Below are 16,041 nucleotides of genomic sequence, written 5' to 3' on the forward strand. Positions count from 1 at the left end.
ACATGCCATCTAAAAAGATTATCGACCTGTTGGGCGACAAAGCATCCTACCTCCTTGAACACCAGTGCAAAACCCTTGAAAAATCCCAATTCACCCTTCCATCACCCTCACATGTGGAAGAAGTATGGATCAACAGTAACCGCAACAACCAGGTGCTGCGCAGTATGCAACAGCTTTTGGGACATGGCCGGCTGGCCGAAACAGGTTATTGTTCCATTTTTCCGGTTGACCAGGGAATAGAACACAGCGGAGGTTCAGCCTTTGCCCCCAATCCTATTTATTTCGACCCCGAAAATATCATCAGACTGGCCATAGAGGGCGGGTGCAGCGGGGTTGCTTCAACCTATGGCGTACTGGGAATACTGAGTCGTAAATATGCACATCGCATTCCCTTCATTGTAAAGATCAACCACAATGAATTCCTCAGTTATCCCAATAAGTACGACCAGACTATGTTCGGCACTGTAAAATCTGCCTGGAATATGGGGGCCGTTGCCGTGGGTGCAACCATTTATTGGGGCAGTGCGGAAAGCAGCCGGCAGCTAAAGGAAGTTGCTGAAGCTTTTGAACTGGCGCATGAACTGGGAATGGCCACCATTCTCTGGTGTTATACCAGGAATAACGCATTTAAAGTGGATGGAATAGACTACCATACTTCAGCAGACCTCACCGGGCAGGCCAACCACCTGGGCGTTACCCTACAGGCTGATATCATCAAACAAAAATTACCGACCAACAATGGCGGTTACCTGGCCACCAAACATGGCAAAACCCACCAACTGGTGTATGAAAAACTTACCACAGACCACCCGATAGACCTTTGCCGCTACCAGCTGGCAAATTGTTATATGGGTAAAATCGGGCTGATCAATTCCGGCGGGGAGAGCAAGGGAGCCAGCGACATGGCCGAAGCAGTGGAAACAGCTGTTATTAATAAAAGGGCAGGCGGCATGGGACTGATATTAGGCAGAAAAGCCTTCCAGCGTCCCTTTGCCCAGGGAGTGGAAATGCTGAATGCCATTCAGGATGTTTACCTGGATAAGGATATTACAATAGCCTAAACAAAAGAGAGGGGTGAGGAAGCAGACTTAATCCCTCCCCCCTCTCCCTCTTCATTTTTCACTCTTTTCCGGCATCAATACAGCGGTGAATATATTCCTGCCGTCAAAGATTTTCCTTGCGGCGTCCTGTATGTCCTTTACGGTCAACTTCTCCACGAGTTGTACATATTGTAGCAAATACTTTGGATCCGCCTGTTCTGATTGCCGGGATAATAATGCCTGCAGCCAGGTAGCATTTTCTTTTATGTCAGTTTTATGATGTTCAAGCCACTGCTTCTTTACCTTATCGAGGTAAGACTGTTCCGGCCCCTTGTTAACCAACTGAAATATTTCAGATTTCACCGCCTTCAGCAAAGTGTCCACTTTTTCAGGTCCGCATGGAAGTTGCAATACAAAGGAATAATTGGCATAGGGATATTTCTCAACCTGCGCATAGACTCCCCCACCATATATACCCTGTATCTTTTCGCGTAATTCTTCAATGATCCTGATGTTCAGTATCTCGGCAACTGCGTCTGCTTTCAACCGGAGTTCCTGGCTGTAGGGAAGTTCCCCGGTATAAAAGGAAAGTATCAGGCTCTTCTGTTCCTTTCCCTTGTTTACCGTTAACTGTTTGACACCCTTAACCGGACGAACCATATTATCCTTTACTGAAAAACGCTGTCCACTGGAAGGAAGACTGCCCAGATAGGTTTCCAGTAATGGAATGATTGAATCAGTCCTGAAACTTCCAACCAGCACAAAATGCATTCCGGAAGCATCACCAATACGTTCCTTATAAATTTCCAGGATCCTGTCAGCGTTCAGCTGATTGAAATACTCTGTTTTGGGAAATACGATCGGTGCAAGCGGGTGCCTGTCATACATCACCTGGTTCATAGTATCGATAAATGCCGCCTGCGGGTTTGATGACAATGCAGCATACTGGGCTATAGAACGTTGTATAAAGGCATTGAACAATGAACTGTCCTTGCGGGGGCTGGTGACATACAGATAAACGAGCTGCAACAGGGTTTCCAGGTCCTTGTTGCCTGCACTTCCATTAAAGCCATCCGTTACATCATTGATCACCGGGGCCAGGTTAACCGTTTTTCCTGCCAGCATCTTTCGCAGGTCTGTGGGACTGAACTCACCCAGACCCATAGCCGAAATAACGGATATGGCAAACTGGACATTATATTTATCAGCCAGGCCATAATAATTCTTCCCGCCATTACGGGTTGCACCCAGAAGTATCTGGTCATTTTTAAAATCAGTTGGTTTCAGCGTTACAGTAACCCCGTTACTTAATGTCAGCTGGGTTGCCCCCATCTGCTGGTCTTCCGAACGTTTCACCACATTACCCTTTTTAGGCAATACAGAAAGCAGGGAGCCTGCAACGGATTTTTCCGCATAAGCAGAAATTTCAGCATTGGATTTGCTCTGAAGAATTGCCAGCAACCCGGCCGGATCAGGCAGGCTTTTTCCTGCAGCTGCTTCAGGGCCGGTAACATATACCAGCACATTTTTATCAGATGTGGCCTGTTTTGCCAATGCATTCACTTCTTCCAGTTGAATGCCCGGCACCATTTCCTTTGTTATGGCATATTCCTTCTCAATTCCGGGCATCAGTTCACCGGTCAGGAAATTGCGGACATATTCATCGACATACAGATCCGACTCAGTTTTATCGCGGTTATTGTATTGCCTTTCCATGCTGCTGATCAGGGATTTTTTTCCGCGTTCAAGTTCAGCACCGGTGAATCCGAAGCGCTTTACCCTTTCAATTTCCTCTGCCAGAGCATTCATCCCCAGTTTAATATCACCAGTTCCGACAATGGCTACGGCCCGGAAATTCTCATGCCCTCTTACGAAATCTCCAAAACCAGCACCTGCTCCCACAAACGGGGGATTGGACTGCTGTGTCAGTTCCTGTAAACGCTGACTCAGGAGACTGCTGAAAATTTGCCTCACCAGCGAATTCCGGTAATCACCAACTGTTTTATCCGCAGCTTTTATCCTGATGGGATAATTGACATTGATGGAATAACCGGTGGCTTCCTTATCAGTGATGATTAAAGCTTCGCTTCCGTTATAAGCGGGAATAAGCACAGACTCGCGCTTTCTTTCATTTACCGGATTCTTGAGTTGGGCAAAATGTTTTTTCACCAGATTCAAAGCATGGTCAGGATCAACATCCCCAACCACCAGCACAGCCATCAGGTTGGGGCGGTACCAGTCCTTATAAAACCGGCGTATTACATCTGGCTTAAAGGTTTTAATAATAGTCTCCGAGCCAATGGGCAAACGTTCCGCGTATTTTGATGCGGCAAATAATTTGGGATAGACCTGGCGCATCATCCGGTCCTGTGCCCCTTTCCCAAGGCGGCTTTCTTCCAGGATAATAGCCCTTTCACTTTCAATATCCTCGTCCAGATAGGTAACCTGGTGCGCCCAGTCTTCCAGCACCTGAAAACCTTTCTCCAGGTTTTCAGGCTTATCGGTTGGAACCGGTAACATGTAAACAGTTTCATCAAAACTGGTATAGGCATTCAGGTCATTCCCGAACCCAACACCAATATCCTGAAGAAAGGATATGATTTCATTTTTCCTGAAGTTTTTAGTGCCGTTGAACGCCATGTGCTCAGCCATATGTGCCAGCCCCTGCTGATCGGCATCCTCATTAATGGACCCCGCGTTCAGGGCCAGCCTCAATTCAACTTTTTGTTCCGGCTTCTTATTCTGCCTGATATAATAGGTCAGGCCGTTTTCAAGCTTACCGATCCTTACAGCAGGATCAGGATCCAATACAGTATTCAATGGCGTTTGAGCCACACTGTTAGCTGCCAGTGCCAGGAACAGGCAGGACAATCCAACCAGCCTGAGTAAAAGGAACTGTTTATTCATAGACCAAGACTATTTTATGATTACTGCGAATGTAGTGCCATTTATAAAAAAAGCCCGGACCAATAAATGGCCCGGGTAATATTACTGGTCAACCATGAAAGGTCATTTCAGGAGTGCTTCGATAGGTTTTCCGACAGTTCCATTGGGCATCTGGATCCGGAGCATGGCCGCTATCGTTGGTGCGATATCGGTCATATACACTTCGCTATTGGACTTGCCTGGTTTTATGTTCCAGCCATACCAAACCAGCGGGATATGTGCATCGTAAGGATTCCACATTCCATGTGTGGTACCGGTAGGTCCGCCATCAATATATTGTGGATACAACACAAACTGTATGTCTCCGCTCCTGTTCGGGTGATAACCGTTTGCGATCATCGATTTTAATTTTTCAGGCAAAGTAGTTTCAGCCAGCTCTTCCAGTTCAAATACCCGCGATACTTCCGGTTGCTTTTTCATCATTCTGATGACTGCATTTGTAATATCCTCTTTATCCAGTTTCAGGCTGTCTATCAGATTGTGGTTCAGGTGCACCTGGTAGTTAAACATACTGATCACCAGGTCCTCCTGGCCGAATTTTTCTTTAAGCTTGCTATTGAGGCTATCCATTACTGCACCATCGTCAAATGTACCCGCAGGAATTTTATTCGCCTTCATAAAACCCGGAATATGTGCCACACCATGATCCGCTGAAAGGAAAAGCAGGTATTGTCCCTGTCCAATTTCCTTATCCAGAAAGTTCAGGAAATCCCCCAGGTCCTTGTCAAGCCTGAGGTAACAGTCTTCCACTTCAATCGAATTCGGTCCAAAAGCATGGCCGATATAGTCGGGTGAAGAAAGACTAACCGTCAACATATCCGTTTCCTTACCTTGCCCCAGCTCTTCGCCTTTAACTGCGGCTTTAGCCATTTCAAGGGTCATGGTATTACCAAATGGAGTGGAGGCCACAACTCCATAATTTTTCCCGATAAAATTTTTAAAGTTATACGGATGAGCCAGGGCTGCTGAACCAAAAGGCTTCGCCTCCCAGGTATTTTCACCCTTGCTGCTGTTTATATATGTTTCAACCGGGTACAAGGTTGACCAGCCGGTTTCGTAATATTTATCGACATGCTTCCCCTGATTGTAACCTGACACCCAGGCCGGAAGGTCATTGCGGTAATAAGTGGAAGTGATCCAGTTACCAGACTTGCTATCATACCAGTAAGCCCCGTTGGCTGAATGCCCTGCAGGCAGGATACCGCCGCGATCCTTAATGGCCACGCCGATCACTTTTGACCTGAAATTGGTCGCCAGGCGGAGTTCATCACCAATAGTGGTGGTATGCATGTTGCGGGGGCTCATCTCACCTGAAGCGGTTGTACTGCCCACCGTTTTTACTGACTTGTCTTCGGTGCAATACATGACTCTCTGTTCGCGCTGGTCATACCATGCGTTTCCCGTAATACCGGAAATGGCCGGAACCGTACCGGTATAAATGGTACTGTGTCCGCAGGCTGTAACCGTGGGCGAATAGGGAATAAAAGTGTTTTCATTGGAAAATCCATGACTGAGCAGTCTTCTGAAGCCACCATCGGGTTTATACCTGTCACTGTATCGATAGAGGAAATCCCACCGCATCTGGTCAACCACCAATCCAACCACTAATTTGGGTTTAACGGTTTCAGCACCGGCTCCGGTTGATTTCTGCTGGGAAAAAGATACTGATAGTGATGCACTGAAAATCAATATCAAAAGAAAACGTAGGCTCATGTATGTCGTTTTTACAAAGATAGCCTTACCGGCCATAAATAGCCGTCTTAACCATTTCATAATAAAGTCCTAAATAAATTACCTTTGCGACAATTTTTAACCAACAATCACATATTTCATATGGCAGATATCTTTGAAAAACTGGTGAAAGATGGCGGTCCTATTGGCCAGCACATGAAGCGCGCGCACGGTTATTTTGCATTTCCAAAACTGGAGGGCGAACTTGGAAGCCGCATGAATTTCCGGGGTAAGGAAAGAATAGTCTGGAGCCTTAATAACTACCTGGGACTCGCAAACCATCCGGAAACCAGGAAAGCCGATACAGAAGCCGCTGCACGCTGGGGAATGGGCTACCCGATGGGAGCAAGAATGATGAGTGGCAACAGTGTTTACCACGAGGAACTGGAGAAAGTGCTGAGCAGTTTCGTAAAAAGAGAAGATGCCATGCTCCTGAATTTCGGCTACCAGGGAATCATGAGTTGTATTGATGCGCTTGTAAACAGGCGTGATATCATCGTTTATGATGCCGAATGCCATGCCTGTATCGTTGACGGGATCCGCATGCACCTGGGCTACAGTTACACCTACAAGCATAATGATGTGGAGGATTGTGAAAAACAATTGCAGCGCGCCGAAAAAATGGCTGAAAAAACGGGTGGCGGCATATTGCTGATTACAGAAGGTGTTTACGGCATGAGCGGTGACCAGGGAAAACTGAAAGAGATTGTTGAGCTGAAGAAAAAATACCAGTTCAGGATCCTGATCGATGATGCGCACGGCTTTGGTGCAATGGGCCCAACCGGCGCAGGCACCGATGAAGAACAGGGTTGCCAGGATGAAATTGACCTGTATTTCTCCACTTTCGTTAAATCAATGGGAAGCATTGGAGCATTCATTGCAGGCCGCAAGGATGTACTGGCTTACCTGCGTTATAATACCCGTTCACAGATTTTCGCCAAAAGTCTGCCCATGATAGTGGTTGAAGGCATGTTGAAGCGCATGGAAATGCTGCAAACCATGCCTGAATTGCGTGAAAAACTCTGGAAAGTAACCAATGCCCTTCAAAACGGATTGCGTTCAAGGGGCTTCGACCTGGGTAAAACGAATACCATGGTTACGCCAGTATATATGAAAGGAGATGTACCTGAAGCTACCGCTATGGTACTCGATCTCCGTGAGAATTACAATATCTTCTGCTCTATTGTAGTGTACCCGGTTATACCTAAGGGACAAATCATTTACCGCCTGATCCCAACCGCAGCTCACACGGAGGAAGATATAGAACTGACCCTGAAAGCGTTCACCGAAACCAAAGCCAAACTGGATGCCGGCGCTTACAAGGTGGCAGAAATTCCTGACATGGCAGAATCCATGTAAAAGTTCGAGGTTTAATAACCTAATCATAACAGCTGTCCTTCGGGACAGCTTTTTTTATGCATTTACTTTGAGGAGGGATAAAAAAAAATCCCGCCTTACGGCGGGATGCACTAATCAAATACCATTAACCATTAAACCTTATCCTATGAAAATTCAAATATAAGATGTAACTGAGGTAAGATTGGTTGCAGGAGCATACTTTTTTTTGGAGAAATCAACAGTTATTGACTGGAATCAATACGGCCTAAGTATTTCCCTAAGATTAAGGGGTAAAGAATAGATATTTTGATGACACAAACCTGACAATTCCCTGTGTAGTGTTGTCAGCAGCGACCGGAAAGGATGGGTACCCCTTAAGTAACCGGGTGTAAGAAACAGGACGGGATAGACATCCCGTCCGAATAATATCCAATATCCTATGAAAAACCTATAGATTAGACGCTTATCCGTGAGTAAACGTTGCAGCCCTGTTAAAAATTAAGACGATTTTAATCCGGAAACTACCAATTTGACTTGAATCGATGCCTGAATTCAGGGAAAGTGGTGGTTTTATAGGCCCCCTCACCATAGTACTTTACAATCAGTTCCAGCTCTTTTGGCGAAAGGTAACCGGGAATCGCCTGTGGGGCCTCTCCCGGGCCCGGAATGATCACGGTGGTCGGATAAGACAATTGTCCTCCGGTAAAGTACAAGGCGATTTCATTGGTCTTATACCGGGTACTAAAAGCATACTGCCTACCCTGCCAGGTGAAAGAAGATTTGGATTCCGCGTCCAGTTTCACCGGATAGAACTTTTCATTCAGGTATCGGACAACTTTTGCATTCCTGTAGGTCCTTTTATCCATCACTTTACACCAGCCACACCAATCTGTGTACAGATCAATAATGACCGGGCGGGGCGATTGCTGACTCGCAATTTCAGCATCCCGTAGATTCATCCAGCGCATATCCCTGCCTGTAGGTTTCTGCGCATGGAGCAGGAAAGAAAGCGTCATCATTATAGCTGTAAGAATAAACTTATGCATGATTACATTTGTTTATTAAAAGTAACGCTTGAATATGCAAAGAATTGTTATAGCCATAACCGGGGCCAGCGGATCCATTTATGCCAGGATATTGCTGGACAAACTGGTAAAGCTTAACAAACAGTGGGCGGAGTTGTCTGTGGTAATGACCGATAATGCGAAATCTGTATGGCACACAGAGTTGGGAAACCACGATTACAGCAATTACCAGGGCATCCGTTTTTATGAAAAAAATGACTTTAATGCCCCTTTTGCGTCTGGTTCGGGCCAGTACAATACCATGATCATAATCCCCTGTTCTATGGGTACCATGGGCAGGATCGCCACAGGAATTTCCAATGACCTGATTACCAGGGCTGCCGATGTCATGCTCAAGGAAAGGGGAAAACTGATCTGCGTTGCCCGTGAAACGCCATACAATCTTGTTCATATCCGTAATATGGAAACCATTACCCTGGCAGGGGGGATTATCTGCCCGGCCACACCATCCTTTTACAGCAAGCCGGCCACTGTGGAAGCATTGGCATCCACGGTAGTGGACAGGGTTCTCGACCTGGCCGGTTTTTCAGTAGAGAGTTACAGATGGGGTAAAGAATAGCAATGTTTTAAGTAATTTGGTATTATAAATACATCGCAATTGTTCAGTTTTGAATATCACTCATATAACTACCGCCAGATCATGAATGAGCTGGCTGAGGCGCTTGGTGTCAGCGTCCGGAATTGTACCATCCATTATCCTGAAAGTTTTGCGAAGGGTTATTCTATTTGCATTGAACTCCCGAATGGTTTACAGGCGATTGTTTCAGACTATACCCTTAATGAAAATTATTTCCTGAAAAGAAACAAGAGTCCCGAAGAATATTATGTCCTGCGGTACGAGGAAATCAAAATCGAAGACGAACTCACACTCAGGATTGATGGGGAAGTACTGTCCACCAGGAACGAACACCACGCAGCCATCTACCTGACCAGCACCCTTTTCGATGTCTCATACCTGGGAAGGAAAGGCAGTGCCTATAAAGGGATCAATATAATTTTTAATAAAGAATGGTTGGCAGAAAACCTGAAAATCACTGACCCGGAAGAAGTACTGACTGCCTACCTGAACCTAAAAACCAGCAGTTTTACCATCGAGCCGATAGACAATGAGTACCGGCGATATTTTAACGAGATACTGAATGCCGACCAGGACAGTCCCTTACTGATCGCCACGATACAAAACCGCATCCTTCTTCTGATTGAAAGGTTCTTCAGCAGGTTGTATGAAAGAAGCCGATCTGTAATTGCCAACCCCAAAATATCCAAGCACGATGTGCACCAGCTGATGCATGTGGAGTCCCTGCTTACCCGTGATGTTCATCACCGCCCTCCTACCATTGACCAGCTGGCAATGGAAGCTGCCATGAGCTCCGCGAAACTGAAGAAACTATTTAAGGAAGTGTACGGCACAAGTATTTATGCATATTACCAGAAGCAACGCATGAACGTTGCCCGTGAAATGTTGCTCAGCGGCGATTTCACCGTTAAGGAAGTTGGCCTCCAGGTGGGTTATTCAAACCTCAGCAATTTCGCAGCGGCCTTTAAAAAGGAGTTTCACCTGTTGCCCAGCGAAATCAGGGCATAAAAAAGCCCGCATTGCTGCGGGCCCATAATTTATTCAGTGCTGACTTTTACCGGAGGTCAATTTCTTCCACACCCGGATATTTTTTCTTGTCGAAAACAAACTGATCATCTCCAATTGCAGCTTTCCCATTGAAGGTATTTATCGTATAGGTGTAAACGTTACCGTTCTTCTCCAACACTTTTGTACTATAAACGGATTTAGCCGCTTTATCTACATACACATATACTTTATGGAAAGCTTTTGACTTGTCTTTGGGAGTCAATTCAATTTCCTGGATAGCTTTTCCTGCAATCTTTTTCTCCCCATTTAATTTGTACAGGAAATCCTTGTCATAAAAGTTGGAGAAAAGTTTCTGTGGGGTCAGGGCATTCTGGCCTTCCATCCTGGTAATTGTTACTTCATTGGCAGCCTTGTCATATGTCCAGATATTACTCCCATCACTGTAAATTTCCTGGCCGGTAATATTCACCCGGTATTTACTCCCCTTCATGAATACAACCCCTTTTTTAACGCCCTGCACCTTGCCTTTGCCATCTTCCACCTGCAAGGTAAAGTTTGATTGAACAGCCTTGAAAGTCTTGAATTTGGCACTAACCCCATCCAGCACCTGCTTTGCAGCAGGGTCGGACTGTGCCCAGCCAGTATTTGCCGTAAAAAAGCCAATAACCAATGCAGAGATCGCTAAAATTTTATTCATACGATTTTTTTAAAGAAGGTGCGAAGATACCATTTAGATGTTTTCTTTGGACCGGCGGTTGTATCGATGGATTAACGGGTATAGACGGTTTAAGTCCCTTTTAACAGTTTCGCACCGGTGGGTTAAAGTCCGGGAGGGCAAAACAATCATTATATGCCGGAGAGAAATTCTTCCAGTTCCGCATCGGTTTTGATGATCACTTCGCGGGCCTTGCTTCCCAGGTTGGGCCCTACCACCCCGGCCGCCTCCAGCTGGTCCATCAGTCTTCCGGCCCTGTTATAACCCAGTTTCATCCGGCGTTGCAGCAGGGAGGTGGAACCTACCTGGTTGGAAACGATCAGCCTGGCCGCTTCCTCGAACAGGGGGTCCCTGTCCCCCAGATCCAATTCCCGGTTATCCATATCTTTTTCGTCCACATATTCCGGAAGCAGGAAGGCCTGCGGGTAACCGCGCTGTTCACCAATGAATTCTGTCACTTCTTCCACTTCCGGCGTATCCACAAAAGCACATTGAAGACGGGTCAGTTCCCCGTTATAGGAAATAAGCATATCGCCCTTGCCAATCAATTGTTCCGCACCGCCTGCATCCAGGATGGTGCGGCTGTCAATTTTGGAAGACACTTTAAAAGCTATTCGTGCCGGGAAGTTTGCCTTGATGGTACCGGTTATAATGTTAACGGAAGGGCGCTGGGTGGCAATGATCAGGTGAATTCCTACGGCCCGCGCCAGCTGGGCAAGCCGGGCAATCGGCATTTCCACTTCTTTTCCCGCTGTCATGATAAGGTCTGCGAACTCATCGATTACCAGAACTATGAATGGCAGAAACTGGTGTCCTTTCTGGGGGTTCAGTTTCCTTTTTACAAACTTCTCATTGTATTCACGGATATTACGCGTTCCGGCTTCCTTCAGTAGGTCGTAGCGGTTGTCCATCTCAATACACAATGCATTAAGCGTATTGATCACTTTTTTGGTATCGGTTATGATGGCTTCCTCTTCACCGGGTAATTTTGCCAGGAAATGTCTTTCAATCGTGCGGTAAAGGCTTAACTCCACTTTTTTTGGATCCACCAGCACGAACTTCAGCTGGGAAGGATGTTTTTTGTACAGCAGCGAAACAAGAATGGCATTCAGACCTACAGACTTACCCTGCCCTGTAGCCCCCGCCATCAGAAGGTGGGGCATGCTGGCCAGGTCGACAATAAAATTCTCGTTGTCTATCCGCTTCCCGATGGCTATGGGCAGGCTGAAATTATTGTTCAGAAATTTGTCTGAATTCAGCAGTGTTTTCATACTCACCACCGTCTTCTTTACATTAGGAACCTCGATACCGATTGTTCCCTTACCGGGTATGGGGGCAATGATCCTGATTCCCAGCGCAGCCAGGCTGAGAGCGATATCATCTTCCAGGTTTTTGATCCGCGAAATACGCACACCCGCAGCAGGCACAATTTCATAAAGGGTTACTGTGGGTCCAACCGTTGCACTGATCTTCTGTATATTAATATCATAATTTTTGAGCGTGCTGATGATCTGGTTTTTATGGGTCTCCAGTTCGGTGGTGTCCTGCACGATCTTTTCACTTCCATGTGTTTCCAGCAGGTCCAGGGGAGGATATTTATAATCCCGCAGATCCAGGGTTGGTTCATAGGGTGGCAACTCTTCCACTTTAAGGCCGGTGCCGCCCCCTTCTTCTTCCAAATCAATGACCGGGGCTGTTTTTATTTCGAGTTCAAGGTCGCTGGCAGGAATAGCTGGTGCTATATAAACCGGTTTTTCCTCATTTTTAAACACCGGGGGAGATGGCATTTCAATATAAGGACGAACTTTCTCATCTTGTTCCTGCTCCGGTTCGGGCAGTGGCTCATGTACAGGCAGTGGCTTCAGTTCAACCAGGGTTTCCGCCTCTGTTTCGGGCTCCTTTTCAATGAGTTCAAGCGGAAAATCTTCTGCACTGATGGCGGGGGGAGTTGCTACCACTCTGCCTTCTTTCTTCAGGCCATTCTTCTTCTCCACGGGTTCCTCAATGATGAGCATGGGGCCGGACATTTCTTCTTCCTCCGTTTCCTCCTCCTTACCAACGGCCGATTTCCTGACAGGGATAGATGGTATTTTGGGGACGTTAAAAACAGGGTTGAACCGCCAGATAAAATATGCCAGTCCGGCAACCATCAAGATAGCCGCAGTACCGATGGTACCCAGGAAACTGGTCATCCAGTCACTGATCATGGTGCCCACTGCACCGCCCCAAGGGAATACGCTGCTGCCGGCAAAAAAAGCCAGCGCCACACTGAAATAGATCAGTCCGACCAGCACATACCGGATATTCCTGGAAACCCTGAATATTTTTTTCCCGAACAACAGGTTAGCCCCCAGCACGAAAAACAGGGTGCAGATAAAATAAGATGCCAGTCCAAATCCTTTGTAAAAAAAGAAATGTGAGGTCCATGCACCCAGCCGGCCCAACAGGTTCGCAACTTTCAGGTCTTCTGCAAAAAGAAAATGACTGCCCCCTTTGAACACTTTATCCTGGTCTTCCTGCCAGGTGAAGAGATAGGAAGTGAACGCTAAAAAAAGGAATATTGCCAGCAGCAATAATACCGCACCGGTTATCTTGATGGTGCGTTCATCTTTCACCAGCGATTGCATGGCCACTTTTTCCTCTTTCTCGGGCCTTAGATCAACCGCTTCGGGTAATGGTTTTTTCCTGGACTTCGTCTTATTCGCCATAAACACAAATATACAGGTAGAGCGGGCTGCAAAAGAAATTGTATTTTGTACCGCAATGCCCCCGTGAATTGCCTCATTATGCCTATTCAAGCCTTATTCCGACGCTCCGGCCGGATACTGTTAATTTCTTTGATCCTCCTCTTGCAGGCCGGCAATCTACTGGCCCAAAAAAAAGCATCCACTGACAGCCTTATCCGACTCAGTTCGATCTGGTTGTCAAAATCTATCGCAGACCAGACGAGCATCTTTATTGACAGTGCCGGCCAGGTGAAAACAGAGTCCTTTCGTGGATTACCCTCCCTTCACCCTATACCCGTATCACTCAGCAGGAAAATTCCGGCCCGCTATGTGAATATGCCAGCCTTTCTTCAGTTCAGCCTGTTGAACGATACCGATTCAGCCCAAAGTATTTTTTTCCTGCCGGGATTCTATTTCAATGATATTGACCTTTACAAATATGACAGCGCAGTAGGCGAATTCAAGCCGGTATCCGGGCAGCCGGGCAACAAGGATTATAACCGGACAAGTGTGGGCCGGATTTACCTGAAACCGGGAGAATCTGCCACATTTATCTGTGAACTCCAGTTCATCAAAACTACCGTCAACAGCATAACCCCGATCCTCTGCAATGAATTCTTTCTGCCCAACCTGCTCGAAGATTTACGAAATGACAGAAGACTCAACAGCATCATCACCTATTTAACATGCGGTGTCATGCTGATGATGATCTTTTATTCACTTGCAGCTTATTTTACCAACTGGAACATTGAATTCCTTTATTACCTGGCATATGCGGCCCTGCTTGGATTCATGTTCTTTTTTAAAGCCTATCTCTACAAGTACCCGGCTGAGGCTAACTTTTTCTTTGAAAGTTATTTTGATTTTATGCTGCAGTGCGCCGGCACGCTTTTCTACTTTCTGTTTCTACGACGGTTCACCAACGCAAAAACCGAATTCCCGGCACTCGAAAAAATGTTACTGGCCCAGCAGGTGATCACCATATCGGGCATGATTGCTTTCACCATCCTGAATTTTTTTGCAGACAATTTCCCCCTGCAGAACATGGTGGAAAATCTTATAAAATACTCCTGGTCGGCCTGTACGATTTTTGTTATCGCATATGCGATTTATACCGGCGAAATGATATTGCGTTACCTGGCAATTGGTCACAGTTTTCTGTTTCTGGGCGGACTGGTTTCATTGTTCCTGATCAATTCTTCCTACAGGTTCAATCCGACACTCAGTTCCCTGATCAATGATTCCTTATTCTGGTATGAAATGGGTATCCTTTTCGAACTGGTATTCTTCCTGATAGCCTTATCTTTTAAAACCAGGCTGGATATTGCAGCCAGGGCACGCGAAAAAGAAAGAATACTCCTGGAATATGAAAAAAGCGCCATTGAAAAACAAATGGCCGTCCTGGCAGCCAAACAGGAAGAACGCAATCGGATTTCTGCGGACATGCACGACGAACTGGGATCAGGGGTTACAGCAATTCGCCTGATGAGTGAACTGGTGAAGACAAAAATGAAAGACAACACTTTACCCGAAATTGAAAAAATCTCCCACTCCGCCAATGACCTTATCGGCAAAATGAATACCATTATCTGGACAATGAAGAGCACCAATGATTCGGTAGACAACATGATCGCCTATGTGCGTTCCTATGCTGCTGAATTCTTTGATAACACAGAAATTGTTTGCAGGGTTGAATCTCCGGACAACCTGCCAGCCATTGACCTGAGTGGAGAAAAAAGGAGGAACAGTTTTTTATGTATCAAGGAAGCGCTGAACAATGTAGTGAAACACTCTCACGCCACTGAAGTTGTCATAAGTTTCAGGATCGGGCCCCACCTGGTCATAAAAATACACGATAACGGGATTGGCCTTAACTACGACAACATCCGGGAATTCAGCAATGGCCTGACAAATATGCGCAAACGAATGGAATCAATTGACGGTCACTTCAGTATCAGGCACCATAATGGAACCATTGTTACATTAAGCATTCCGCTTCAGTAAGCCAAGGAATAAAAACAGCCACCCAAGCACCAGCAATACTCCTCCTACAGGAGTGATCAAACCCAGTTTTGACAAACCAACGGTTTCTGTGGCCTTGAGAAAGGTCAGCAGATATAAAGAACCGCTGAAAAGGAGCATGCCTGCCATAAAACACTGTGCAGCCCAACGAATCTGTTTCACCGGGTACTGGAATGCCAGCAGGCCGGTAGCCAGTAAGGCAAACACATGATAGAAATGATAGCGTACCCCGGTTTCAAAAGTCGCAACCGTTTCCGGCGGCACGATTTGTTTCAGTCCATGCGCACCAAACGCCCCTAAAATCACTGCCAGCGCACCCAGCAGGGCTGCCGAAACCAGTATTGATCTAGCCATTTTCTATTGCCTGTTGAAGTTGTTCAGATGAAAGGGTTTCTTCTTTGAGAATAAGATGGGCCTGTTCGTAATACAGTTTACGGTCGTGCAGTTTCCGCACAATGAATGCCTTCATATCTTCATCGGGAATATCCCTTAAAAGCGGCCGATGGGTCTTTTCCTTCAGCAAACGTTCCACCAGCACATTGGTGGAGGTATTCAGCCAGACGACTTTCCCACGACCTTTCATATAATCTATGTTTCCGAAAAAGCAGGGAGTTCCCCCCCCGCAGGATAGTATCATGTCTTCATTGGTTTCGGTCAGCTGCTCCAGGATATCCTTCTCAAGCCTGCGGAAATACTCCTCTCCTTTTTCTGAAAAAATTTCCGTGATCGGTTTTTGTTCCCGCTGAACGATTTCATCATCAAGGTCAAAAAACGGAACCTTCATGGCGGCTGACAATTTTCGCCCCCAGAATGACTTTCCACTTCCCATGAAACCGATCAGGTAAACACGCAT

At 46.3% G+C, this 16,041-nt stretch carries 12 protein-coding genes; 5 read left to right on the top strand and 7 right to left on the bottom strand.

What is annotated here, in order from left to right; translation table 11 throughout:
- Positions 1 to 2 precede the first annotated feature (2 nt).
- Complete coding sequence (locus BC349_RS16385; RefSeq protein WP_187257865.1) at positions 3 to 1,061, top strand: class I fructose-bisphosphate aldolase; 1,059 nt, start codon at positions 3 to 5, stop codon at positions 1,059 to 1,061.
- A 51-nt stretch (positions 1,062 to 1,112) separates the two neighbouring features.
- Here the strand turns inward: BC349_RS16385 and BC349_RS16390 are convergent, their stop codons facing one another.
- Positions 1,113 to 3,947 (bottom strand): M16 family metallopeptidase, encoded by a 2,835-nt coding sequence (locus BC349_RS16390; RefSeq protein ID WP_187257866.1) that lies wholly within the window; start codon positions 3,945 to 3,947, stop codon positions 1,113 to 1,115.
- A 102-nt stretch (positions 3,948 to 4,049) separates the two neighbouring features.
- Positions 4,050 to 5,699: an alkaline phosphatase PafA gene (pafA, locus tag BC349_RS16395; RefSeq protein ID WP_187257867.1), complete on the bottom strand. Its 1,650-nt coding sequence runs from the start codon at positions 5,697 to 5,699 to the stop codon at positions 4,050 to 4,052.
- A 120-nt stretch (positions 5,700 to 5,819) separates the two neighbouring features.
- Between pafA and BC349_RS16400 the strand changes: the two genes are divergently transcribed.
- The gene (locus tag BC349_RS16400; protein ID WP_187257868.1) at positions 5,820 to 7,076 is read left to right on the top strand and encodes an aminotransferase class I/II-fold pyridoxal phosphate-dependent enzyme; all 1,257 of its coding nucleotides are present in this window, start codon (positions 5,820 to 5,822) and stop codon (positions 7,074 to 7,076) included.
- Positions 7,077 to 7,576: 500 nt separating this feature from the next.
- On the opposite strand, the gene BC349_RS16405 is transcribed toward BC349_RS16400, so the two are convergent.
- On the bottom strand, positions 7,577 to 8,101 hold the full coding sequence (locus tag BC349_RS16405) for a thioredoxin family protein (RefSeq protein ID WP_187257869.1): 525 nt from the start codon (positions 8,099 to 8,101) through the stop codon (positions 7,577 to 7,579).
- A gap of 34 nt (positions 8,102 to 8,135) precedes the next feature.
- Between BC349_RS16405 and BC349_RS16410 the strand changes: the two genes are divergently transcribed.
- Entirely contained in the window at positions 8,136 to 8,699 is a 564-nt protein-coding gene (locus BC349_RS16410; protein WP_187257870.1) for a UbiX family flavin prenyltransferase, read from the top strand.
- 39 nt (positions 8,700 to 8,738) lie between these two features.
- Positions 8,739 to 9,725: an AraC family transcriptional regulator gene (locus tag BC349_RS16415; protein WP_187257871.1), complete on the top strand. Its 987-nt coding sequence runs from the start codon at positions 8,739 to 8,741 to the stop codon at positions 9,723 to 9,725.
- A 46-nt stretch (positions 9,726 to 9,771) separates the two neighbouring features.
- Here BC349_RS16415 and lolA1 read toward each other — a convergent pair whose 3' ends face one another.
- Both lolA1 and BC349_RS16425 read right to left on the bottom strand, forming a co-directional pair.
- Positions 9,772 to 10,422, bottom strand: a complete 651-nt coding sequence (lolA1, locus tag BC349_RS16420; protein ID WP_187257872.1) for an outer membrane lipoprotein periplasmic chaperone LolA1 — start codon at positions 10,420 to 10,422, stop codon at positions 9,772 to 9,774.
- A 149-nt stretch (positions 10,423 to 10,571) separates the two neighbouring features.
- The gene (locus tag BC349_RS16425; protein WP_187257873.1) at positions 10,572 to 13,148 is read right to left on the bottom strand and encodes a DNA translocase FtsK; all 2,577 of its coding nucleotides are present in this window, start codon (positions 13,146 to 13,148) and stop codon (positions 10,572 to 10,574) included.
- Between the two features lie 129 nt (positions 13,149 to 13,277).
- On the opposite strand from BC349_RS16425, the gene BC349_RS16430 reads away from it, so the two are divergent.
- On the top strand, positions 13,278 to 15,170 hold the full coding sequence (locus tag BC349_RS16430; RefSeq protein WP_187257874.1) for a sensor histidine kinase: 1,893 nt from the start codon (positions 13,278 to 13,280) through the stop codon (positions 15,168 to 15,170).
- Here BC349_RS16430 and BC349_RS16435 read toward each other — a convergent pair.
- Together BC349_RS16435 and BC349_RS16440 are read right to left on the bottom strand one after the other, a co-directional pair.
- The gene (locus tag BC349_RS16435; protein ID WP_187257875.1) at positions 15,150 to 15,542 is read right to left on the bottom strand and encodes a DUF423 domain-containing protein; all 393 of its coding nucleotides are present in this window, start codon (positions 15,540 to 15,542) and stop codon (positions 15,150 to 15,152) included. The two genes, BC349_RS16430 and BC349_RS16435, sit on opposite strands and share 21 nt — an antisense overlap.
- Positions 15,535 to 16,041, bottom strand: coding sequence for a shikimate kinase (locus BC349_RS16440; protein WP_187257876.1), 507 nt, complete (start codon positions 16,039 to 16,041; stop codon positions 15,535 to 15,537). Before BC349_RS16440 ends, BC349_RS16435 begins: the two co-directional genes overlap by 8 nt.

This window comes from Flavihumibacter stibioxidans (genome assembly GCF_014332695.1).
Lineage (GTDB): Bacteria > Bacteroidota > Bacteroidia > Chitinophagales > Chitinophagaceae > Flavihumibacter > Flavihumibacter stibioxidans.

Coding starts and splice junctions, on each gene's coding strand:
- BC349_RS16385 (WP_187257865.1), top strand. CDS start 3: ATGCCATCTAAAAAGATTATCGACCTGTTGGGCGACAAAGCATCCTAC.
- BC349_RS16390 (WP_187257866.1), bottom strand. CDS start 3,947: ATGAATAAACAGTTCCTTTTACTCAGGCTGGTTGGATTGTCCTGCCTG.
- pafA (WP_187257867.1), bottom strand. CDS start 5,699: ATGAGCCTACGTTTTCTTTTGATATTGATTTTCAGTGCATCACTATCA.
- BC349_RS16400 (WP_187257868.1), top strand. CDS start 5,820: ATGGCAGATATCTTTGAAAAACTGGTGAAAGATGGCGGTCCTATTGGC.
- BC349_RS16405 (WP_187257869.1), bottom strand. CDS start 8,101: ATGCATAAGTTTATTCTTACAGCTATAATGATGACGCTTTCTTTCCTG.
- BC349_RS16410 (WP_187257870.1), top strand. CDS start 8,136: ATGCAAAGAATTGTTATAGCCATAACCGGGGCCAGCGGATCCATTTAT.
- lolA1 (WP_187257872.1), bottom strand. CDS start 10,422: ATGAATAAAATTTTAGCGATCTCTGCATTGGTTATTGGCTTTTTTACG.
- BC349_RS16425 (WP_187257873.1), bottom strand. CDS start 13,148: ATGGCGAATAAGACGAAGTCCAGGAAAAAACCATTACCCGAAGCGGTT.
- BC349_RS16435 (WP_187257875.1), bottom strand. CDS start 15,542: ATGGCTAGATCAATACTGGTTTCGGCAGCCCTGCTGGGTGCGCTGGCA.
- BC349_RS16440 (WP_187257876.1), bottom strand. CDS start 16,041: ATGCGTGTTTACCTGATCGGTTTCATGGGAAGTGGAAAGTCATTCTGG.